At 52.7% G+C, this 20903-nt stretch carries 21 protein-coding genes; 17 read left to right on the top strand and 4 right to left on the bottom strand.

Annotation, left to right across the window (positions count from 1 at the left end; all coding sequences use genetic code 11):
- Positions 1-78: 78 nt before the first annotated feature.
- From WN59_RS09660 to WN59_RS13835, 13 genes are all read left to right on the top strand, one after another.
- Positions 79-753 (top strand): N-acetylmannosamine-6-phosphate 2-epimerase, encoded by a 675-nt coding sequence (locus WN59_RS09660; RefSeq protein ID WP_046516490.1) that lies wholly within the window; start codon positions 79-81, stop codon positions 751-753.
- A 21-nt stretch (positions 754-774) separates the two neighbouring features.
- Complete coding sequence (locus WN59_RS09655; RefSeq protein ID WP_052747378.1) at positions 775-1608, top strand: MurR/RpiR family transcriptional regulator; 834 nt, start codon at positions 775-777, stop codon at positions 1606-1608.
- Between the two features lie 27 nt (positions 1609-1635).
- Positions 1636-3177 carry a PTS transporter subunit EIIC gene (locus WN59_RS09650; protein ID WP_046516487.1) on the top strand — a complete coding sequence of 514 codons (1542 nt, stop codon included), beginning with the start codon at positions 1636-1638 and terminating at the stop codon, positions 3175-3177.
- A gap of 333 nt (positions 3178-3510) precedes the next feature.
- Positions 3511-5280: a solute:sodium symporter family transporter gene (locus tag WN59_RS09645; protein ID WP_046516483.1), complete on the top strand. Its 1770-nt coding sequence runs from the start codon at positions 3511-3513 to the stop codon at positions 5278-5280.
- Positions 5281-5312: 32 nt separating this feature from the next.
- Positions 5313-6467, top strand: a complete 1155-nt coding sequence (locus tag WN59_RS09640) for a hypothetical protein (RefSeq protein ID WP_046516477.1) — start codon at positions 5313-5315, stop codon at positions 6465-6467.
- A 1-nt stretch (position 6468) separates the two neighbouring features.
- The gene (locus tag WN59_RS09635; protein ID WP_046516473.1) at positions 6469-7584 is read left to right on the top strand and encodes a hypothetical protein; all 1116 of its coding nucleotides are present in this window, start codon (positions 6469-6471) and stop codon (positions 7582-7584) included.
- Positions 7585-7765: 181 nt separating this feature from the next.
- Positions 7766-8713, top strand: coding sequence for a LacI family DNA-binding transcriptional regulator (locus WN59_RS09630; RefSeq protein ID WP_046516468.1), 948 nt, complete (start codon positions 7766-7768; stop codon positions 8711-8713).
- Positions 8714-8728: 15 nt separating this feature from the next.
- Positions 8729-9610 carry a ribokinase gene (rbsK, locus tag WN59_RS09625; RefSeq protein ID WP_046516465.1) on the top strand — a complete coding sequence of 294 codons (882 nt, stop codon included), beginning with the start codon at positions 8729-8731 and terminating at the stop codon, positions 9608-9610.
- The gene (gene rbsD / locus WN59_RS09620; RefSeq protein WP_046516461.1) at positions 9603-9983 is read left to right on the top strand and encodes a D-ribose pyranase; all 381 of its coding nucleotides are present in this window, start codon (positions 9603-9605) and stop codon (positions 9981-9983) included. Before rbsK ends, rbsD begins: the two co-directional genes overlap by 8 nt.
- Before the next feature lie 12 nt (positions 9984-9995).
- On the top strand, positions 9996-11480 hold the full coding sequence (locus WN59_RS09615; protein ID WP_046516457.1) for a sugar ABC transporter ATP-binding protein: 1485 nt from the start codon (positions 9996-9998) through the stop codon (positions 11478-11480).
- A complete protein-coding gene (locus WN59_RS09610; protein WP_046516453.1) occupies positions 11473-12414 on the top strand; it encodes an ABC transporter permease in 942 nt (313 codons plus the stop codon). Before WN59_RS09615 ends, WN59_RS09610 begins: the two co-directional genes overlap by 8 nt.
- Before the next feature lie 13 nt (positions 12415-12427).
- On the top strand, positions 12428-13333 hold the full coding sequence (locus WN59_RS09605) for a D-ribose ABC transporter substrate-binding protein (protein WP_046516449.1): 906 nt from the start codon (positions 12428-12430) through the stop codon (positions 13331-13333).
- Between the two features lie 41 nt (positions 13334-13374).
- Positions 13375-13644 carry a hypothetical protein gene (locus WN59_RS13835; RefSeq protein WP_231577196.1) on the top strand — a complete coding sequence of 90 codons (270 nt, stop codon included), beginning with the start codon at positions 13375-13377 and terminating at the stop codon, positions 13642-13644.
- 311 nt (positions 13645-13955) lie between these two features.
- Here the strand turns inward: WN59_RS13835 and WN59_RS09595 are convergent, their stop codons facing one another.
- The 3 genes from WN59_RS09595 to WN59_RS09585 all read right to left on the bottom strand — a co-directional run bounded on the left by WN59_RS09595 (position 13956) and on the right by WN59_RS09585 (position 16804).
- Positions 13956-14816: a PPK2 family polyphosphate kinase gene (locus tag WN59_RS09595; RefSeq protein ID WP_046516442.1), complete on the bottom strand. Its 861-nt coding sequence runs from the start codon at positions 14814-14816 to the stop codon at positions 13956-13958.
- Positions 14817-14938: 122 nt separating this feature from the next.
- Complete coding sequence (locus tag WN59_RS09590) at positions 14939-15976, bottom strand: acyltransferase family protein (RefSeq protein WP_046516439.1); 1038 nt, start codon at positions 15974-15976, stop codon at positions 14939-14941.
- Between the two features lie 231 nt (positions 15977-16207).
- On the bottom strand, positions 16208-16804 hold the full coding sequence (locus WN59_RS09585; RefSeq protein WP_046516434.1) for a TetR/AcrR family transcriptional regulator: 597 nt from the start codon (positions 16802-16804) through the stop codon (positions 16208-16210).
- Between the two features lie 158 nt (positions 16805-16962).
- On the opposite strand from WN59_RS09585, the gene WN59_RS09580 reads away from it, so the two are divergent.
- Together WN59_RS09580 and WN59_RS09575 are read left to right on the top strand one after the other, a co-directional pair.
- The gene (locus tag WN59_RS09580; protein ID WP_046516431.1) at positions 16963-18615 is read left to right on the top strand and encodes a YhgE/Pip domain-containing protein; all 1653 of its coding nucleotides are present in this window, start codon (positions 16963-16965) and stop codon (positions 18613-18615) included.
- Positions 18616-18682: 67 nt separating this feature from the next.
- Positions 18683-19192: a cupin domain-containing protein gene (locus tag WN59_RS09575; protein WP_331386416.1), complete on the top strand. Its 510-nt coding sequence runs from the start codon at positions 18683-18685 to the stop codon at positions 19190-19192.
- Between the two features lie 43 nt (positions 19193-19235).
- Here the strand turns inward: WN59_RS09575 and WN59_RS09570 are convergent, their stop codons facing one another.
- Positions 19236-19772, bottom strand: coding sequence for an IclR family transcriptional regulator (locus tag WN59_RS09570; RefSeq protein ID WP_082099242.1), 537 nt, complete (start codon positions 19770-19772; stop codon positions 19236-19238).
- A gap of 1 nt (position 19773) precedes the next feature.
- Between WN59_RS09570 and WN59_RS09565 the strand changes: the two genes are divergently transcribed.
- Entirely contained in the window at positions 19774-19950 is a 177-nt protein-coding gene (locus WN59_RS09565) for a M20/M25/M40 family metallo-hydrolase (protein WP_231577194.1), read from the top strand.
- A 180-nt stretch (positions 19951-20130) separates the two neighbouring features.
- Positions 20131-20871 (top strand): GntR family transcriptional regulator, encoded by a 741-nt coding sequence (locus WN59_RS09560; RefSeq protein ID WP_046516417.1) that lies wholly within the window; start codon positions 20131-20133, stop codon positions 20869-20871.
- The last annotated feature ends 32 nt before the right edge of the window (positions 20872-20903 follow it).

Below are 20903 nucleotides of genomic sequence, written 5' to 3'. Positions count from 1 at the left end.
CATTATTAATATTAAATTGACAATTTGGAGTCATAATGATATATTGTATGAAATCGTTTACGAGAGAGGGGCAAATCAATGGATATTGTGGAAAGTCTTAGAGGGAAGCTGATCGTATCATGTCAGGCGCTTGCGGATGAACCGCTGCATGATTCCTGCATCATGGGCAGGATGGCGTACGCTGTGGCCGAAGGCGGTGCCCAGGGAATCCGGGCGAATTCCGTCGCGGATATCCGGGAGATAAAAAAGCAGGTCGACCTGCCGATCATCGGCATCATCAAGGAGGATTACCCGAAAAGCGGGGTGTACATCACGCCGACGATGAAGGAGATCGACGCACTGGCTGAGGAGGGCATCGATATCGTCGCTCTCGATGCGACGCAGCTGACCCGCCCGGACGGCAGCACGTTCGCTGATTTCTTCAAAAAGGTCAAAGAGAAATATCCGGAGCAGCTGTTCATGGCGGACTGTTCGACTGTTGAAGAGGGCATCGAGGCGGAAAAGGCGGGTGTCGACTTCGTCGGGACGACGCTTGTCGGCTACACGGATCACTCGAAAGGCGATGTGCCGCTTGAGACGCTTGAAAGTATGCTGCAGTCGGTATCTGTACCGGTCATCGCAGAAGGCAATATGGACACGCCTGAAAAGGCGGCGCGTGCGCTTGAACTCGGTTCACATGCCGTCGTGGTGGGCAGTGCAATCACGCGTCCGCAGCTGATCACGCAGAAATTCAGGGACGCAATCGACAAATAGGCATTGGACGGAGGGATTCGTTTGGACTTTGAAAAGAATGAAGTGAAGGCTTCGATCCGGCTGGAGCAGGCGAAACGGAACTTCACCAAATCGGAACTGAAGATTTATGACTACATTGATAAAAATCCGGCACAGGTGCTGTACCACTCCCTGACGGAACTTGCGGAAGCCTGCAACGTCGGGGAGGCGACGGTCCTCCGGCTCTTCCGCAAGATCGGCTACAAGGGCTTCCAGAGCTTCAAGTTTTCGCTGGCGAAGGAAGTGGACGCACTCGGGGAAGAGAATGGCAATTCCTACATAAGCAGAGTCAGAAACAGCATGCTCCGCACCCTTGAGGATTCTTCGGCTGTCATCGATGAAGCGCAGCTGGAGCGGGCGGTTGACATGATCGATTCTGCTGACGACACTGTCGTCTTCGGTGTCGGATCGTCCTCCATCGCGGGGCTCGATATGCAGAACCGGCTGCTTCGGATCGGCAAGAACATCGAAGTGGTGGCGGATCCGCACTCACAGGTCATGCGCACCGCTTCAATGGACAAAGACACCGTCGTCGTGGCCATCAGCATCACCGGCAGCACGCGTGACACGGTCGACAGCGTGAAGGCGGCGAAGGACAAGGGGGCCCGCATAATCTCCATCACGAACTACACCAAATCACCGCTCACCAAATTCTCGGAGTGCGTCCTCCTGTCATCGGCCAAGGAAAGTCCGCTCGACAGCGGCTCGCTCGTATCCAAAGTGGCCCAGCTGTTCGTCATCGACCTCATCTGCACCGGTCTATCCATCAGGAACAGTGAGCAGGCGGAGCGGATCAGGCTTGATATCACCGGCAACATCACCGGCAAACTTTATTAGCATAAAAAACCATATGGAGGCAATGCAATGAAAAATCTGTTTTCAAAAGCGCAGTCGTTCGGCAAGTCATTCATGCTGCCGATTGCAATCCTGCCGGCAGCGGGACTGCTGCTCGGTATCGGGGGTGCACTGTCAAACCCCAACACGATCGAAGCCTATCCGATACTCGATATCGTCTGGCTGCAAAGTCTTTTCACCATCATGGCATCTGCAGGTAACATCGTCTTTGGTAACCTTCCTTTAATATTCGCTGTAGGTGTCGCCATCGGACTTGCCAGAAATGATAAGGGGACGGCCGGACTCGCGGCTGTGCTCGGATTCTTCGTCATGCATGCGACGATCAATGCGATACTCGGCATCACCGGTAATCTCGCAACGGACGATCTCGCCCAGGCGGGGCAGGGGATGTCTGTCGGGATACAGTCACTCGAGACCGGGGTGTTCGGAGGGATCATCGTCGGCATCATGACATCCATGCTGCACAACAGGTACTATAAGATCAATCTGCCGCAGTTCCTCGGATTCTTCGGCGGCTCCCGCTTCGTGCCGATTGTCACTTCAGTTTCGGCGATGTTCCTCGGTATGCTCATGTATGTCATCTGGCCGCCGATCCAGTCCGTGATCTTCAGTGCAGGCGATCTTGTCACGGGGACCGGCGCCATTGGCACATTCTTCTTTGGACTGATCCTGCGGCTGCTCGGACCGTTCGGACTGCACCACATCTTCTATCTGCCGTTCTGGCAGACGGGACTCGGCGGCTCACTGGAAGTCGCGGGTGTAATGGTGCAGGGCACGCAGAACATCTTCTTCGCCCAGCTCGCGGACCCGAACGTGGAACAGTTCTATGAAGGCACGTCACGCTTCATGTCAGGGCGTTTCATCACGATGATGTTCGGCCTGCTCGGTGCGTGTCTTGCGATCTATCACACAGCGAAGCCGCAGAATAAAAAAGTCGTCGGCGGACTCATGCTGTCTGCCGGGCTCACATCATTCTTCACAGGAATCACGGAACCGATCGAATTCTCATTCCTGTTCGTCGCGCCGATCCTGTACGTCATCCATGCATTCTATGACGGACTCGCCTTCATGATGGCCGACATCTTCAACATCACAATAGGCCAGACATTCAGCGGCGGCTTCATTGACTACATCCTGTTCGGAGTGCTGCAGGGCAACGACAAGACCAACTTCCTGATCGTCATACCGATCGGCATCATCTGGTTCTTCCTGTACTACATCACATTCCGTTTCATGATCACGAAGATGAAGCTCAAGACACCGGGACGTGAAGACAAAGACGCCGTCCAGACGGTCGATGCGAGTGAAAAGACGAAAGTGCTCGCAGCCGGACTCGGCGGAAAAAGCAACATCGAAGAACTCGATAATTGCGCCACACGCCTCCGCGTCACATTGAAAGACGTCGATAAAGTCGACGAAGACGCCATCCGCTCCACCAACCCGAACGGCGTCGTCAAAAAAGGCAACGGCATTCAGGTCATATACGGCCCGCAGGTCAGCAATGTCAAAAACGACCTCGAGGAGTATCTGAACCAGGAGAAGGAAGATTAGATTCACTGATGGAACGGCTGCGCCGTTCCATCTTTTTTATTTTGTGGGGCGATGAGCCAGTGCCATCAAACGGATTTGCCGGCACAGGCTCAGGACGCGCATGCCATCAAACGGATTTGGCGGCACAGGCTCAGGACGCGCATGCCATCAAACAGCCTTGGCGGCACAGGCTCAGGGCGCGCATGCCATCAAACAGCCTTGCCGGCACAGGCTCAGGACGCGCATGCCACCACACATTTTTTATATGAGAATTTCATATTTTAAGTTTTCCACCGCCAAAACAGGATATTAAAGAAGCATACAAAATATATGGATAAAAAAGGGGTACATAATATGGGAGAGTTTCTTTTCACTATTTTGAGCTGTGCTTTCTTCATGTTTCTGGTGGCGTGGTATTCCTACATCAAGACGAAGAATACGATCAATGATTCCACCGGCTACTTCCTCGCAGGCAGGGGGTTGACCGGCGGCTTCATCGCGGGTTCCCTGATCCTGACCAACCTGTCCGCCGAGCAGCTGATCGGTCTGAACGGCCAGGCCTACAGCAGCAACATGACGAACATGGCGTGGGAGGTGACGGCGGGTTTCTCCGTCATCATCCTGGCGCTGGTCCTGCTGCCGAGGTATCTGGGCGGCGCGTTCACGACGCTGCCGGAGTTCATCCACAACCGTTTTGACCAGGGTACGCGCATCCAGGTGGTCATGCTCTTCATGCTGGGCTATGGTCTGGTGACGATCCCTTCGGTGCTGTACTCCGGTGCGATTGCAGTGCTCCAGCTATTCGATGTACCGTCGGCGCTCGGCATATCATTCGAGCAGTCCATGTGGCTTGTGGTATGGATCATCGGCATCATCGGTTCATGCTACGCGATTTTCGGCGGTCTCAAGGCGGTCGCGATTTCCGATACATTGAACGGCATCGGCCTGTTCATCGTCGGGCTGATTGTGCCGGTGCTCGGATTCATAGCCCTCGGCGACGGCAACATCCTCCAGGGGATGAAGACGATCACGGTCGAAAGTCCGGAGAAACTGAACTCGATCGGTTCGAGTGATGACGGGGTGCCGTTCGGCACAATATTCACCGGCATGATATTCGCCAACCTGTTCTACTGGGCCACCAACCAGTATGCAATCCAGCGGACGCTCGGTGCACAGAGTCTTGCCGAGGGGCAGAAGGGGGCTTTATTCACAGGGTTCCTCAAAATACTCGTGCCGTTTTTGATGATGATTCCGGGCGTCATCGCTTTCCATCTGTACGGCCCTGAACTCGAGACGATGGACCTCGCCTACCCGGCGCTGATATCGGAGCTGCTGCCGACCGTGTTGAACGGATTCTTCCTGGCAGTGCTGCTCGGTGCCGTATTCTCGAGCTTCAACTCGCTGCTCAACAGTGCCGCGACGATGTTCGCCTATGATATCTATAAAGTTCTGATCAATAAAAATGCGACGGATAGACAGATGATACGCATCAGCCAGTGGTTCGGGGTCGTCCTGTCGCTGGTCACATTCTTCATCGCCCCGATGCTGCTGAACGCACCCGACGGCTTGTGGACCGTCATCCGTGAATTTACCGGATTCTTCAACATCCCGATCATCGCCATCGTGCTCATCGGTATATTCTCAAAGCGGATTCCGCCGATTGGGCCGAAGATCGCGATCTGGGTGCACGTTGTGACGTACTTCATGCTCATGTGGGGACTGCAGATGTTCTTTGGCATCGACATACCGATTAACTTCATCCATATACAGGGCTTGCTGTTCGTGCTGGCGGTTGCCATCATGCTTGCAGCCGGCATGATAAAGCCGCTCGCCAAACCGTTCGAATTCACACCTGACGCCAAAGTCAGCATGGTACCGTGGAAATACGCAATCCCGGTCACGGTTATTTTGTTCAGCGCCATGGTGGCAAGTTTCGTGCTGTTTTCAAGAGTAGGACTCGCAAGCCCGACAGGCATCGTATCCGACTGGTTCCTGCCGGTTATATTAGTGCAGATTGCAGTTACAGTAATCCTTTACATTATTTCCCTCAAATCGTGGAATAAAAAGTATCAGCGCTTTGTGAAGGGGAAACATGATAAGAAGATGAAAGAAGCGGGAGTTTAGGAATACATCATAATAGCGGAAGGAATGGGAGCATGGGAAAAGTAACGATCGGTCTGATTACCGCACCCGGAGTGTCTGAAAGGCTGGGCAGGGATATCATCGACCCCCTCGCTGAGACAGCCAGTATCATAATCGATGATACGGTGGACTGGCACTTCGATTATAAGGCCGACCCGTTGGCCTCTTCTGCTGAATTCATCAGTGAGTCGTTCGACAGGGCCGAGTCCATCAAAGATGACAATGGTTGGGACATGGCAATCGCAGTAAGCGATCTGCCCAGTATATCGAGCCGCAAAGTGGTTGTTTCGGAATTCAATGAAGAAAAAAAAGTGTCTCTGATTTTGGTTCCTGCCCTTGGTATCCTTGGGACCAGGAAGAAGCTCCGCAACCTCATCATCCATCATGTGGAGCAGCACTATGACAATGATCCTGCCGAAGGTAAAGGGGCGATCAAGTCGAATTTCATGAACCGCATCTCCGTAGTGGATCCAGGGGAGGACGAGGCGAGCAATAACCGCTATATACTTAGATCGACCATCGTTGGCTGGGCAAAGCTCGTGACGGGCATGACCTATATGAATGAGCCGTGGACGGCAGTGGGCAACCTCAAAACAGTCGTAGCGCTGTCATTCGCCACAGGAACGTACATCTCCATCTTCCCAACGCCGTGGGAGCTCAGTCTGGATTATTCTATATGGCGCTTAGTGCTCCTGACCTTCATCGCCATTTTCGGCATGACCGGCTGGCTGATCTATGCCCATAACTTGTGGGAGGGCATATCCACAAAAAACCAGGCGCCCTACCGCTATCTGTATAATCTCACGACGGTGACCACCTTGCTCGGAATCACCATCGTGAACTATCTCCTTGTATACATGCTGCTCACGATTTCCATCATAATCTTTGTCCCCATGGGGCTCTTTGAAACATGGACCCAGGTCGATCCTGATGTAAAATGGATGGATTATCTGAATCTGATATGGCTTGTATCGTCAGCAGGCATACTGGCGGGAGCCTTGGGGTCGACTGTCGAAGATGAGGAGAAAATTCATAACGTGACGTATTCATACAGGCAGATGTACCGCTACAGGGAGATTGAGGAGGAAAACCGGAAGATATCCAAAGCGCAGCAGAAAGAGGAGTTTGGAGGTACCGAACAGACGCATGATGAATCGGGAGAGGATTGAGATGAGGAAAAAATATGTGGGCATCGTTGCGGCTCCGGGAGCCCCGGATGCAATCGCCAGGAAAATAAAAAAAAATCTGCCAGATGCGCTTGCAGACCGCTTCGAAGAAGATTTTGAATGGGAAGTGCAAATTTATGTCGATCCGCTCACGAATTATGCAGAATTGACGAAAGAGCTATTCCAGAAGACGGATGAGTATTACGGGGAGAATGACTGGGACTACACCATGTTCATCACGGATCTTCCGATATACCATAATGATCATATCACCGTTGTCGACATCAATGAGGCTACGGATGTTGGGGTGGTCTCCTTGCCTGCCTACGGCTGGCCGCCTAACCGTAAGGGGGTACTCAATACGATTGTCACACTCATTACCTCGGTGCAGGGGGACAATGACAGGGCCAGAGCTACCCGGGATGCCGCCGGCAGGAAATCGATGGTCAATGCGTTCAAGCCGTACTTCAAGATGAACAGACTGCACTATGATAGTGATTACAGGGAGGAAACCGGTTCTGAGCATTCGATATATCAGATTGACGATAACCTTCGGGGATATCTGCGTCTGGTCAGCGGTATGTCATGGGCGAACAACCCGTTCAATATGCTGCGCATACTGAGCAGTGTAGTAGCACTAGCATTTGCCACCGGTGCTTTCGGTATGATGTTCTCGACGATGTGGAATCTGAGCAATATATTTTCCACGGGGCGGCTCTTAGCTGTGTCGCTCCTTGCTGTCACCGGCATGGTTACATGGATCATCATTTCCCATAATCTGTGGGAAACGAAGAACCAGGAAACGGACCACAGGTTTTTGAGATTATATAACGGAGCAACGATTCTGACACTGCTCATATCGCTAGCGTTCTATTTTGTCGTGCTATACTTCATGTTCCTGACAGCCGGACTCGTAATGCTGCCACCGGATTATGTACTCAGGAATATTGGTGAGGAGGAAATGAATATCCGCTTCTATCTTGAACTCGCATGGTTCGCAACAGCGCTCTCGACTGTTGCTGCTGCAATCGGTGCAGGGTTCCAGGACAAGAGCATCATTCAGGAAAGCACCTACGGATACCGTCACCGGTTCCGTTCACAGAAAATGGACAGGGAATGAGTTTTTGAATACGCAGGCATGATGTACAGTCTCATTAAGGAGAGGCGGTGCGCCATGCCTGTTCTCATATGACATAATTAACTCTACTGTAAACAACTTTTACTAATCCATAAAATTCATATTGTGCCCGCTTTCATTTTGTGATAAATTATCTGTAAACGTTTACACAGGTGATGCGAAAATGGTGACAATCAAAGATTTGGCGAAAGAGGTCGGTGTGTCGGTGGCGACGGTGTCCCGGGCGCTCAACAGTTCGGGCTATGCGAGTCCGGATGTGAAGCGGCGGGTGCTTGAAGCGGCTGCGAGGCTTAATTATAAGCCGAATGAAGTGGCGCGGGCGCTGAACACGAGCCGTTCTAATGTGGTGGGTGTGCTGGTGCCGGACATTACGAATCCGTATTTCCCGAAGGTGATCCGGGGAATCGAGGATGCGGCGATCAGGAACAACTACCGTGTGATCATCGGCAACACGGATCATGACATGGAGAAGGAATCGAAGTACCTTGAGATCTTCCGCCAGAACAATTGTGCCGGCATCATCTCTGCAACGTGGTCGGTTTCAGGGGAACACCATGCGGACAGCCGCCCGCTCGTCCTTTTGGACCGTGTGGTTGAAAACCATATCTCGATCGAGTCGGACAACTTTAAGGGCGGCCGGCTGCAGGCGGAGCACCTGGCCAGCGAGGGGGCGGAGAGGATTCTCATTATAAAGGGACACGAGGATTACAGTTCCTTCAACAACCGCCTGCTCGGGGCGGCGGAAGCACTTGAGGCATATGGAACCGCGTATGATACATTACCTTATGCGCATCTTGAGCGGATGCTTGACGGGGCCGGGGAGGATTTTACACTCAAATTTGATGGCATTATCTGCCCGAATGACGTGACGGCCTACAAGGTGCTCAAGTTCCTGGTGGCCCGGAATATTCCCGTTCCGGAGCAGGTGAAGGTCGTGGGTTATGACAACCTCGACTTTTCGGAGTATGTGCATCCGGCGCTCACGACCGTCGAGCAGCCGATCTACGACCTCGGCAGCAATGCATTCGACATGCTCATGGCGCTCGCTGCGGGTGAAGCGGTCGAGAGCCGCATCATGGATGTAAAACTGATCAGAAGACAAAGTACATAAAAAGGAGTGGCAAATATGGATATCGTAGTAGTTGGCAGCCTGTCGACGGATTTCATCGTGCAGGCCGAAAGGATGCCCCACAAGGGGGAGACGATCCTCGGAAACAGTTTCAGCACGGCTTTTGGCGGAAAAGGTGCGAATCAGGCGGTGGCGGCGTCCAGGCTCGCAGCAGAAACGGCGTTTGTCGGTGCCATCGGTGATGACGGCTTCGGCGACACTTTGAAAAACAACCTGGAAGACAACAATATTTTTTGTGAAAACATGGAAACGTTTACAGGTGAGGCGACCGGAACGGCGCACATCAACATCTATGACAACGACAACTCGATCATCGTCGTGCCGGGCACGAACGGATTGTTGACGCCGGAAGTGATGGAGAAGTCGCACGATCTCCTGAGAAGTGCCGAGTACGTCATGCTGCAGAATGAAATTCCGGTTGAGACCATCAAATACGTCATCGATTTCTGTCATGCGAATGGAGTGAAGGTCATCTACAACCCGGCGCCGTTCATACCGATGGAAATCGATTATCTCGAAAAATGTGCCCTCATCACGCCGAACGAACTGGAGTGCAAAGCACTGTTCGGCGAAGATGTTGAAAGTGCGCTGGCGGATCATCCGAACCAGCTCGTCGTCACGATGGGCGGGGCGGGCTGCCTGTATCATGACGGGGAGGAAGAAGTGCGCGTGTCCGCCTTCAGGGCATCGCCCGTCGATACCACCGGTGCCGGTGATACGTTCAACGGGGCACTGGCGGCGTTCCTCGTCAGGGGGCAGAGTCTCGGCGACGCCATCCGCAGTGCGAACATGGCCGCTTCCCTGTCCATTCGGGCGATGGGCGCCCAGGGCGGCATCCCGACTCTGGGCGAGTGGCAGGAGGCGATGAGCGATGTATAGATCGGTCGTTCTGAACAGTGAAATATCGAAAGTACTGAGCACGCTTGGCCACGGTGATTACATCGTCATCGCCGACTGCGGCCTGCCGGTCCCTGCCGGCGTGAAGCGGATTGACATTGCGCTCAAACCGGGCACACCGTCGTTTAAAGAGACGTATGAAGTTGTTGCGGGCAGCATGTACGTCGAAAAGCAGGTCTATGCAGAGGAAGTGAGTGACGCGGGTCTCAGGGCAGTGTTCTCTGACGATATACCTGCGGAACAGGTGTCCCACGAAAAGTTGAAGGAGATGTCGAAGGGTGCGAAGGCAGTGATCCGCACGGGCGAGACGACCCCTTTCGCCAACGTCATTCTCTACAGCAATGTTTTCTTTTAGGAGGTGCAGCCAATGATTGAAATGAAAAATATACACAAGGCGTTCGGGGCCAATAAAGTACTCCTCGGCGTGGATTTCGAGCTCAAGGATGCGACGGTCCATGCGCTCATGGGCGAGAACGGCGCCGGCAAGTCGACGCTGATGAAAATACTGTCGGGCGTCCACACGTATGATGAGGGGCAGATTGTGCGCGGCGGTGAGGATGTGAACTACACGAACCTCAAGGAAGCCGAGAAAGCGGGTGTTGTGTTCATCCATCAGGAACTCAACATCTGGCCGGAACTGACGGTGCTGGAGAACCTTTTCATCGGCAATGAATATACGAGATTCGGTCTGCTCGATATGCGGCTCATGCGGCGCAAGGCCGAAGAGATCTTCGAGCGTCTGAAATTCAGGATCAACCTGAACCGCCGGGCGGGCGACTGCTCCGTCGGCCAGCAGCAGATGATTGAGATCGCAAAGGCGCTGATGATGGATGCGAAAGTGCTCATCATGGATGAGCCCACTGCGGCACTCACGGATTCGGAAATCGAGGTGCTTTTTGGCATCATCGGAGACCTGCGCAAGAGCGGTGTGTCCATCGTCTACATCTCCCACAGGATGGAGGAGATTTCGGAAATATCCGATGAAATCACTGTGCTGCGCGACGGCAGGAGCGTGATGTACAAGGAGACGGCCAGTACGGACTACAACGAAATCGTGCGTGCAATGGTCGGGCGCGACCTCGATGACCAGTTCCCGGAGCGGGACCATGATACGGATGAGGAAACGGTCCTTGCCGTCAGGAACCTCGGGAATAAGAGTCATCCGGTCATGGATGTGAATTTCGAGCTGAAGCGCGGCGAAATCCTGGGCTTTGCCGGCCTGATGGGTGCGGGACGCACGGAGGTCATGAGAACTTTATTCGGCGTGGACAAGGGGTCTAAGGAAGTTGAAATAGGCGGCAGAAGTGTGAAGATTGACCGGCCGCCGGATGCGATAAGGCACGGGCTCGGATTCATCACGGAAAACCGCAAGAGCGAAGGGCTGATACTCGACTTCAGCCTGGTGGACAATATGACGATGCCGTCGATGGGGAGCTTTTCGAAGGGCGGCTTCATGAAGCGGAAGGATGAATATGATTTCGCGGATCTGATGATCAGACGGATGAACATCAAGTCGGGAAGGAAGTCGGTTGCAAGCGAGCTTTCCGGCGGGAACCAGCAGAAGGTCGTCATCGGCAAGTGGATCGGCAGCCAGCCGGAAATACTGATACTGGATGAGCCGACGCGGGGCATCGATGTCGGTGCGAAGCGCGAAATCTACCACCTGATCAACGAGCTGACGGAACGCGGTATGTCGATCATCCTGATCTCATCGGAGATGCCGGAGATCATCGGGCTGTCGGACCGGGTTGCGGTGATGCAGGAAGGAAGGCTCCGCGGCATATTGGAGCGCGGCAAGATCAACCAGGAAAACATTATGACCCTGGCTACAGGAGGAAAGTTGGATGAATAGCAAACTCTCGGTAAATACTATGATAGACAGATTTCTGCCACTGGTGGGGCTGACGCTGCTCGTCATCGTCATTACGGCGATGAACCAGCAGTTCCTCTCCCCGGATAACCTGCTCAATCTGCTCAGGCAGGTGTCGATAAACGGACTCATCGCCTTCGGCATGACCTTCGTCATCCTGACCGGCGGCATCGACCTCAGTGTCGGCTCGATACTGGCGTTCTCAAGTGCCATGACGGCACTCATCATCACCTCGGGTGTCGATCCGATGTTCGCAATGCTGCTCGGCTGCCTGGTCGGTGTGCTTTCCGGCGCGGTTAACGGCCTGCTGGTGACAGCGGGCGGAATGGCGCCGTTCATCGCGACGCTGGCGACGATGACGATATACAGGGGCGCGACACTTGTCGTGACCGACGGGAACCCGATTACGGGACTCGGAGATTCACTGATGTTCCAGCTGTTCGGCAAGGGCTACTTCTTCGGCATCCCGGTGCCGGCGGTGACTATGGCAGTGACATTCGTGATACTTTACATCATCTTGCATAAAACAGTGTTCGGCAGGGAGACATACGCGATCGGCGGCAACGAGACCGCTGCAGCATTGTCCGGCATAAAAGTGAACCGCAGGAAGATCATGATCTACGCATTGTCCGGACTGATGTCCGCACTCGCCGGAATCATTCTTGCGTCACGGCTCGATTCAGCGCAGCCGACCGCCGGTGAGACATATGAACTTGATGCGATCGCAGCCGTCGTGCTCGGCGGGACGTCACTGATGGGCGGTAAGGGGCGCATCGTCGGCACGCTGATCGGTGTGCTGATCATCGGGGTCCTGAACAACGGATTGAACCTGATTGGTGTATCGTCGTTCTATCAGCAGATCATCAAAGGTCTCGTCATCGTCATTGCGGTGCTGATCGACAGAAAAAATAAGTAAGGGGTTTTTATCAATGAAAAGATTACTGTTATTTTTAAGCCTCCTCGTATTTGCCGCCGGCTGTTCGCTCGAGCCGCCGCAGTGGGCACAGGGCGGCGGCAGTTCCGGGGATGACGGTAATGTCGTCATCGGCCTGAGTGTGTCGACTTTGAACAATCCGTTCTTTGTGACATTGAAAGACGGTCTTGAAGCGGCAGCCGAGGAGAAGGGGTACGAAGTGAAAGTGGTGGATGCACAGGATGACTCTGCGAAACAGGTCAATGACATTGCCGACCTGATGCAGCAGGGTATCGACTATCTGGTCGTCAATCCGACCGATTCCGCAGCGATTTCAAGTTCGGTGGAATCCGCGAATGCATCGGATATTCCAGTAATCACCCTCGACCGTTCGGTCGAGAGCGGTGAAGTCGCTACATTCATCGCCTCCGACAATGTGGCCGGCGGTGAGATGGGCGCACAGTTCATCGTCGATGAGCTCGGAGAGGGTGCCAAAGTTGCAGAGCTCGAAGGCGTGCCGGGTGCCAGTGCCACACGCGAACGCGGTGAAGGGTTTACCAACGTCGCGGAGGAATCGCTCGATGTCGTGACCAGCCAGACTGCGAACTTCAACAGATCCGAAGGGCTGAACGTCACACAGAACATTCTGCAGGCGAACCCGGACATCGAAGCGATCTTCGCGCACAACGATGAAATGGCGCTGGGCGCATTGGAATCCGCGCCGGATGACGTGCTCGTCGTCGGGTTCGACGGTTCTGAGGATGCGATCAATTCCGTGGAGAACGGCGGGCTTGATGCGACAGTCGCCCAGCAGCCCGATCTGATGGGTGAGACGGCCGTTGATACTGTAGAGCAGCTCCAGAACGGCGAATCGGTAGAAGAGGAAATCAAGGTGGAATTGATGCTGGAGACACAGGAATAGTAGTTTTTCTGCATGGGAAGACGGCCGGGAGGTCGTCTTTTTTGGTTTGTGGGTTTTTATTCCATATGTCGGGGTTTCTAGGTGAGCAGGAATATGATGCGGTCGGTCACAGATCGCTGTACGTTTTTCGGGATATCTGGCTCGACGTCGGTGACGGGAAAGTGCAGCTCGATGCGCTGATCGTCAATGAAATCAAGAACTACTCTACGAAAGCAGATCGTGTATGTGAAAGGCGAGTATCACATCTACGAAAGCAGATCGTGTATGTGAAAGGCGAGTATCACATCTACGAATGCGGATCGTGTACGTGAAAGACGAGTATCACATCTATGAATGCGGATCGTGTACGTGAAAGGCGAGTATCACATCTACGAATGCGGATCGTGTACGTGAAAGGCGAGTATCACATCTACGAATGCGGATCGTATACGTGAAAGGCGAGTATCACATCTACGAATGCGGATCGTGTATGTGAAAGGCGAGTATCACGTCTACGAATGCGGATCGTGTACGTGAAAGGCGAGTATCACATCTACGAAAGCAGATCGTATCCCTGAAAGAGACCTTTTCACCGCTTCGAATAAAAACCGTATCCCCTTTCCCGGGGATACGGCATCAAAAGTTACTCGTTTTCGAGTCTGTCTATATATTCCTGCAACTTTTCCCGGTCTTCACCGGTGATTTCGGGGAACTGGGGATCCAGCCGCCGGAGGAGATCGATCATGATCTCGGTGACGAGGCGGCGGCTGTGCCATTCGTCGTCGGCGGGCAGGATGTACCAGGGTGAATATTCGGTGGAAGTGCCGTTCAGCATTTCTTCGAAGACTTTCTGGTATTCGTCCCAGTACTCGCGTTCCTCAACATCGGAGAAGGAGAATTCCCAGTTCTTCGCCGGGGTTTTCATACGTTCGAGCAGACGGTCTTTCTGCTCACCTTTGGACATGTTGAAGAAGAATTTCACAACGTGTATGCCATTTTCATAAAGGTACTTTTCATAGCTGTTGATCTGGTTGAAGCGGATGTCCCATATCGACTTCTCGTCTGCACCTTCGGGAAAATCACCATCCCCGAGGCCCCCATGGATGCGGGGTGCGATGACATCTTCATAATGGGAACGGTTCAGAATACCGATTTCACCACGGGCCGGTATCGCCGGCTGCATTCGCCACAGGTAGTCGTGTTTCTGCTCGACCTCTGTCGGTTTGCCGAAGGTGGTCGTCTTCAGCCCTTGTGCATTCAGGTTTGAAAATATATAACTGATCGTCTCGTCTTTTCCGGCAGCGTCCAGTGCCTGGAGCACGACCAGGATTCCGTCTTTCTCCTCGGCATTCAGCCTGACGTGCAGATCTTTAAGCTCCTCCACTATCGGCGGGATGACTTCGGTCCGTATTTCTTCGTTCTCACGGGTCTTCCCTTCAGAAGTCGGAAACTCCCGCAGTTTCACATACCGCTCATGCGGCATCCTGTATTTTTCAATTTTCATAGATTAAAAGCCCCTCTCTGTAGGTGAAGTACCCCGTCGCCCGCACAACAAAACAGGCATGACGTGCACCCCCCCGGCAAGGGGACATCACATCATGCCTGTCCTTTATTCCGCAGATAAAGTTAATCTGTGGCTATTTTCTTTTTGCCGCCGGGTTTTCGCTGGCCTTTGTAGATCTTGTAGAGTGCGTTCTGCACCGGCGTCTCGACGTATCTGAAGATCAGATATGCTGCAAGGATGGTTGCGCCGATGAGCATCACTGTGAAGATCGGGTGGGTGAAGCCCAGTTCGTGCATCTTGTTGATGACGACATAGCCGATGTTCTGGTGGATCAGGTACAGCGGATATGAGATGGTCCCGAAGAACACGAGTGCGCGTGAGCTGAGGAACTGCATCCTGTTGTGGATGACCAGGTAGAATGCCAAAACGAACAATGCTGTGAACAATGCGTTTTCCACACTCAGGAAAATAAGGTCATAACCGATGCACATTCCGATTACGGCGTAATATTTCAGTTTGTCGCCATGCTGCCAGATGCTGTAGAACATCATGCCGATGATGAACATGTGGCTGAAGCTGGCTATTGAGAATTCCCTGATCATGGCTGTTGTGTTATTGTCGACGCTTAAGTGCATCAGCTGGACGCCGACTGAGAATGCGAGCCACGAATAGACAATCCACATGACGTTCTTCTCCACTTTGAAGAAAAGGAGTATCCCCATCAGTATATAGAACGTCAGCTCGACACGGAGTGTCCAGTAGACGCCGTCAACCCTCGGCGCACCGAGGAAGTCCTGGAACATGGTCAGGTTGACGAGTGCCGGCATGATATCGATCTTCAGCTGGTCTATCGGTGCGATTGATACGACTGTGAAGGTCAGTACCACCGCAAAGATATATGCCGGATAGAGTCTGAACGACCGTTTGATTGCAAAATCCGAGACTGATTTCACTTTGAGGATGGACATATAGATTACGAAGCCGCTGATGATGAAGAACAGCTGCACGCCGTATTCGCCGAATACGAAGATGTCGCTGAATCCGCCATTGTCGATTCCGAATCTCTCTTCATAACGCGTCGTGTAGTGGAACATGACGACAGCCAGTGCTGCAAGGCCGCGCAACGCGTCGATTTCAGTGAATCTTTTTCTTTGAGACATTGTGAGATCCCTCGTTATTATTAGTTTCCATATTTTCCATATACCCGTTTATCAGAATTATAGAGACCAATATAATACATCTTTAGAACCATAATCAAACAAAAAGGGTCAATCTGTTGGATTTTGTGGTGGTTTTGTGACAATGAGCGGCCACAATGGCCGGTAAAGAAGACTTATCGGCTGCTGTGAAAATTCAATGTCCGGAAAGCTTTCACCGGCCGCCGGTTTTCATCAATCTATCAGACCTGCTGCGTAGAACGGGCCGTTGACAGTGAGTGTCTCGAGTATTTCCGCGAGTTCTTCGCTCGTTTCGCGGCGGCCGTTCCCAAGCCAGTTGCGGATGAGTCCCATATGGGCTCCGGTGATGTAGGAGAGGAGATGGTCGATGTCGACGCGCATCCTGTTCTCATCGATCAGCTTCCTGCTGTGGATGCGGTAGTAGTCGAGCATGTGCGCCCTCACTTTATGTTCGAAGCGGCTGCCGCCCTGACTGTTGAAAAGGGCGATGATCTTATCGGCGTTTTCATCTATGTAATTGAATGTTTCAGCGGCGATCCGTCGGGGCATGCCGATAGAGAGCGTCTGATTTCCGGCCTCGATACTGCGTGAGAGGATTTCGTAGAGTCCTTCGAGCAGCGCACTTTCATATGAGTCGAGCAGGTCGTCCTTGTCCGCGTAATGCATGTAGAATGTGCCCCGGTTTATGAGTGCCTCCTCTGCGATGTCCTTGATGGTCACGGCTTCGAAGCCTTTGTCCGCAATCAGTTTGGTGAATGCCGCATCGATTGCCCGACGGGTTTTGATTTTCCTCAGATCCTGCTTTTCCATTATTTTTCCCTACCCTTTCAAAATTAAACGACATTTGAATACTGTGTGTCGGATAAAGGACGCATGGCCCCTAATTGATCATTGCTTTTTAAACGACATGGAGTAAAATAAACGACGTGATGTTGATTAAATAATAACTTTAAAGAAGAGGGTTTGCAATGCTTGATGATTTTAAACATATTCTGAAAAAACCGATACTGCTGATTTCGCTGCTTGCGATTGCGACGATCCCGGCAATCTACACTACGATATTTCTCGGTTCGATGTGGGATCCGTATGACAGCATGGATCAGCTGTCCATAGACGTCGTCAATGAGGACACAGGCGCCGAACTCGAAGGGGAGGAGATTGCACTGGGTGAGGATCTCGTCCGGGAGCTTGAGGATAATGATGAATTCAACTGGCGGTTCACCAGTGCGGATGAAGCGGCCAGGGATCTTGGGCGCGGTGAAGTGTATGCTGTCGTGAAGATTCCGGAAAATGCGTCGGAGACGGCCTCGGGACTCCTTGAAAGCAACGCGCAGAATATCGATATAGAAATTCAGACGAATCCGGGATACAATTTCCTCGGTTCCGTCATGGGGGCGAACGCCGGCAATGCGATAAAGGATGAACTCAGCCTGTCGATTACAAAATTGTATACTGAGACGCTGATCGGAAACCTGGATGACATCAGGGCGAACAATGAAGAGCTGCACGATGCCCTCACTGAAATGCAGTCGGGGGTGCAGGAACTTATAGAAGGCAACGGGGAGCTGGTGACCGGCCTTGAACAGATGGACACCGGCATGAACCAATCGGCGGATGAACTGTCCCGTGGCAATGCACAGGTGACGGATGGGCTTTACGAGATGGATGAAAATCTCCGGAATGCGCAAAATCAGGCGCCGCCGCAGATGGATGGGCAGCTAGCGGCATTTTCCCGGGGAGTCGGTGAACTGATCACCGCCAATGAAGCGGTGCAGGATGGCATCGACCAGATGGGGCCCGGGGTAACGGATGCGGCAGGGGAGCTTGCCGAAGGCAGTCGTCAGATGAATGACGGACTTACGGAACTTGAGGATGCCCTCGCTGAAATGACAGCCGAAGTCGAGGATGGTCTCGCGGAATTCGATGGGCTGGAACTCAGCGATGACAACGCCGATTTCATCGCCGATCCAATAGCGGTTACTGAAACCGAGGTCACCGAGATTGAAAACTACGGCCAGACGTTTGCGCCGTTCATCGTCGCGGTCAGCCTGTTTTTGGGATGTATCGCATTCAGTGTGCTGTACCCCGTCAACCGTTCAAAAACGAATTATCGGAATGCCTGGGTGATGACAGTGAGCAAGACGCTGCTGCTGATTACGCATTCGCTCATTTCCACGGGAATCCTCTTCGCAGTGCTGAAGTTTGGATTTGACCTTGCCATCGCCGAACCCGCCCAGTTCTATCTGATCACACTGCTGTGGACACTCGCGGCACTGTCTGTCATCACCGTGCTCGTGTCACTCGCCGGCAATGTCGGGAAATTCATCGCCATCATACTGCTGATCCTGCAGCTGTCCTCAAGCGCAGGCACATTTCCGATCCAGACGGCAGGTAACCTGTATCAGTCGCTGCACCCCGTACTGCCGATGAGTTATGCTGTCACGGCAATGCGGGAAGTCATCTTCGATTTCGAGGCGGTGCTCTCGACACAGTCCACATTCGTATATCTGGCGGTGATCATCACGGTTTCGATACTGCTGTTTGCCGTAATCAACCTGCTGAAATTCAGGTTCCAGAAATTCGAAGATATCTCAAGGGAGATGAGCCGGGTGGAATACTGAGCATCCGTTGTTTAGCTTCCGGTGATTGATGGAATAAAGAACCATATCACTTTATGAGGAGTGGATGATGATGAAACAACCGGAAGATATTGAAATACGGGCACTCAAAATCGGGGATGACGGCTCTATCCCAAACAATCCGGACTACCCGCTGCTCGTGTATAAAAATGTGGCTGCTGACGGGGATAAGACGGAAAAGATCCTGCATGAGCACAACTGGCTCGGCTCGTGGCGCGGTAAAGTCTATACAGAGCACCATTACCACAGTAATACGCACGAAGTGCTCGTCGTTGACGCCGGGCAGGCGACGCTTCATCTCGGCGGCCAATCCGGTGAGAAAGTGACGGTGGAAAAAGGGGATGCACTCATCCTGCCCGCCGGTTTCGGTCATAAATATCTCGAAGGCACCGATGACTTCGCGGTCATCGGCGCATACCCCGACGACAGGGAGCATGATTTCCTCTACGGCAAGCCCGAAGAACGGCCGCAGAATCTGGAAAATATCAGAGAAGTGCCGCTCCCGGCCCAGGATCCGTTGTTCGGCGCGGACGGGCCTTTATTCGAATACTGGAAGTGACAGTAAAACAGCAGGTTTCCGACCTGCTGTTTTTTTATCTGCTTCATCCGTCTTCCAGCATCAGGGATATATCGGAAGCCGCTTCCTTCAACCTTTTGATATAGACGTCAACCTTATCCCCTTTGATCCTGAATATCGGGCCGGCTATCGACAGGCCGCCGATGATATATTTGCCGCCCCTTAATATTGGAGCTGAGATGCCGATTGCATTTTCATCGACTTCTGACGAAGTGACGGCATAGCCGTTCGTCTTTATCTCCGCAAGCTCTTCACGGAGTGCAGCCTGTCTGTTGCCTGGTATATCCGACTCTACCAGGGACTGCTGGTGTTCAAAGGGGAGATGGGCCAGTAATATTTTGGATGATGCCCCTTTGAATATATCGAGCGTCTGGCCTTCCACATAGGAATATTTGAGATTGTATATACTCTCCAGATGGGCGAGTACTTTGACTTTGGCGCCCCTGACCACCGTCAGATTGACGGATTCCCCGGTTTCCTTGTTGATTTCCTGCATGATCGGCATGGCCATCGAAACAAGCGTTTCAAAATGCCGGGAAGCGGGAATCACGTATGAAGTCATGATGAGTGGCGCCAACCACGATGCCAATTCACTGTCCAGTGTCATGAATTCAGGGCTCATTTTCATCCCGTGCCGGAACGGTGTGAGCCACAACCCAAAGGAATATGCCGCTCCTGAGGATATTGCAAGGGGAGCGGAGGTGCTGCTGGGAACAGTGATGCAGCTTCAGGCCGGATGATTCCGGTCAATGACAAGAACACCCTTTGTGACATGATGCCACTACAGTTTACAGTGCGATAAGATAATTTTTCCTGAGATTCGAATATATTCGAATCTCAGTTTTTTTCATGTTACTGCTGAAATTGATGCCGTGTTGGTATATGCTGTGCATATGATGGATTGAATGCGGAGGGAAAATATGGATCAGGACGATTTCAATGTTTCCAGTGAAAGTGTCATCAGGAATGCGATACAGGAAATGATTCTGGCCAATGAGTTGAAGCCGGGGGACAAGCTGCCGAGTGAGTACACGCTTGCTGATGAATACAAGGTGAAGCGTATTGTGGTCAGGAACGCCTTCGTGCAGCTGGAGAAGATGGGCCTCATCGACAGCAGGCAGGGAGTCGGGCGGTTCATCAAGGAAAAGCGGCCGGTCATCGGGCTGGATATGTCGGGCCGCCGGAGTTTCTCGGACAAGATGAACGAACAGGGTGTGCCTTATGAAAGCCGGGTGGTCTTTGCTGGATACGCGGCGGATGAGGAACAGGAGAAGTACCGGGAGGCGCTCGGTGCAGGCGGGGACACGGAAATTTACAAAGTGGCCCGGCTCAGGATCGTTAATCATGTGCCGTGTGCGATCCACATGTCGTATGTCCGTGAGGATGCCGTCCCGCATATTGACGGGGAGCGGGACCGGCTTGCCTCCATGTTCAATTATTACAGGGAGAACGGGGTCGTCAATCTGCGGTCGATGGATACGGAGGTTCATGCGGCTTTCCCGACACTCGCGGAGCAGAGGCATCTTGAGTGCCAGGAACTCGTGCCGCTCATCGTCTACGAGTCACGGACGATGGATGAAGATACAGGCAATATAATAGAACAGACACGGATTCTCCACCGCAGTAATCTGTTCAGGCACTCGCTCGGATCTTTGAATTAAAGGGTTTATATAATGGAAACGTCAAACGAATG

This window comes from Salinicoccus sediminis, from assembly GCF_000986795.1.
GTDB classification, from domain to species: domain Bacteria; phylum Bacillota; class Bacilli; order Staphylococcales; family Salinicoccaceae; genus Salinicoccus; species Salinicoccus sediminis.
Note: the sequence above shows the minus strand (reverse complement) of the source record. Positions and strands in the feature narration are given on the sequence as shown.

What these genes read in the sequence shown, in the direction of transcription:
- WN59_RS09660 (WP_046516490.1), top strand. Translation starts at nt 79, where the DNA reads ATGGATATTGTGGAAAGTCTTAGAGGGAAGCTGATCGTATCATGTCAG.
- WN59_RS09650 (WP_046516487.1), top strand. Translation starts at nt 1,636, where the DNA reads ATGAAAAATCTGTTTTCAAAAGCGCAGTCGTTCGGCAAGTCATTCATG.
- WN59_RS09645 (WP_046516483.1), top strand. Translation starts at nt 3,511, where the DNA reads ATGGGAGAGTTTCTTTTCACTATTTTGAGCTGTGCTTTCTTCATGTTT.
- WN59_RS09640 (WP_046516477.1), top strand. Translation starts at nt 5,313, where the DNA reads ATGGGAAAAGTAACGATCGGTCTGATTACCGCACCCGGAGTGTCTGAA.
- WN59_RS09635 (WP_046516473.1), top strand. Translation starts at nt 6,469, where the DNA reads ATGAGGAAAAAATATGTGGGCATCGTTGCGGCTCCGGGAGCCCCGGAT.
- WN59_RS09630 (WP_046516468.1), top strand. Translation starts at nt 7,766, where the DNA reads ATGGTGACAATCAAAGATTTGGCGAAAGAGGTCGGTGTGTCGGTGGCG.
- rbsK (WP_046516465.1), top strand. Translation starts at nt 8,729, where the DNA reads ATGGATATCGTAGTAGTTGGCAGCCTGTCGACGGATTTCATCGTGCAG.
- rbsD (WP_046516461.1), top strand. Translation starts at nt 9,603, where the DNA reads ATGTATAGATCGGTCGTTCTGAACAGTGAAATATCGAAAGTACTGAGC.
- WN59_RS09615 (WP_046516457.1), top strand. Translation starts at nt 9,996, where the DNA reads ATGATTGAAATGAAAAATATACACAAGGCGTTCGGGGCCAATAAAGTA.
- WN59_RS09610 (WP_046516453.1), top strand. Translation starts at nt 11,473, where the DNA reads ATGAATAGCAAACTCTCGGTAAATACTATGATAGACAGATTTCTGCCA.
- WN59_RS09605 (WP_046516449.1), top strand. Translation starts at nt 12,428, where the DNA reads ATGAAAAGATTACTGTTATTTTTAAGCCTCCTCGTATTTGCCGCCGGC.
- WN59_RS09595 (WP_046516442.1), bottom strand. Translation starts at nt 14,816, where the DNA reads ATGAAAATTGAAAAATACAGGATGCCGCATGAGCGGTATGTGAAACTG.
- WN59_RS09590 (WP_046516439.1), bottom strand. Translation starts at nt 15,976, where the DNA reads ATGTCTCAAAGAAAAAGATTCACTGAAATCGACGCGTTGCGCGGCCTT.
- WN59_RS09585 (WP_046516434.1), bottom strand. Translation starts at nt 16,804, where the DNA reads ATGGAAAAGCAGGATCTGAGGAAAATCAAAACCCGTCGGGCAATCGAT.
- WN59_RS09580 (WP_046516431.1), top strand. Translation starts at nt 16,963, where the DNA reads ATGCTTGATGATTTTAAACATATTCTGAAAAAACCGATACTGCTGATT.
- WN59_RS09575 (WP_331386416.1), top strand. Translation starts at nt 18,683, where the DNA reads ATGATGAAACAACCGGAAGATATTGAAATACGGGCACTCAAAATCGGG.
- WN59_RS09570 (WP_082099242.1), bottom strand. Translation starts at nt 19,772, where the DNA reads ATGACTTCATACGTGATTCCCGCTTCCCGGCATTTTGAAACGCTTGTT.
- WN59_RS09565 (WP_231577194.1), top strand. Translation starts at nt 19,774, where the DNA reads ATGAGTGGCGCCAACCACGATGCCAATTCACTGTCCAGTGTCATGAAT.
- WN59_RS09560 (WP_046516417.1), top strand. Translation starts at nt 20,131, where the DNA reads ATGGATCAGGACGATTTCAATGTTTCCAGTGAAAGTGTCATCAGGAAT.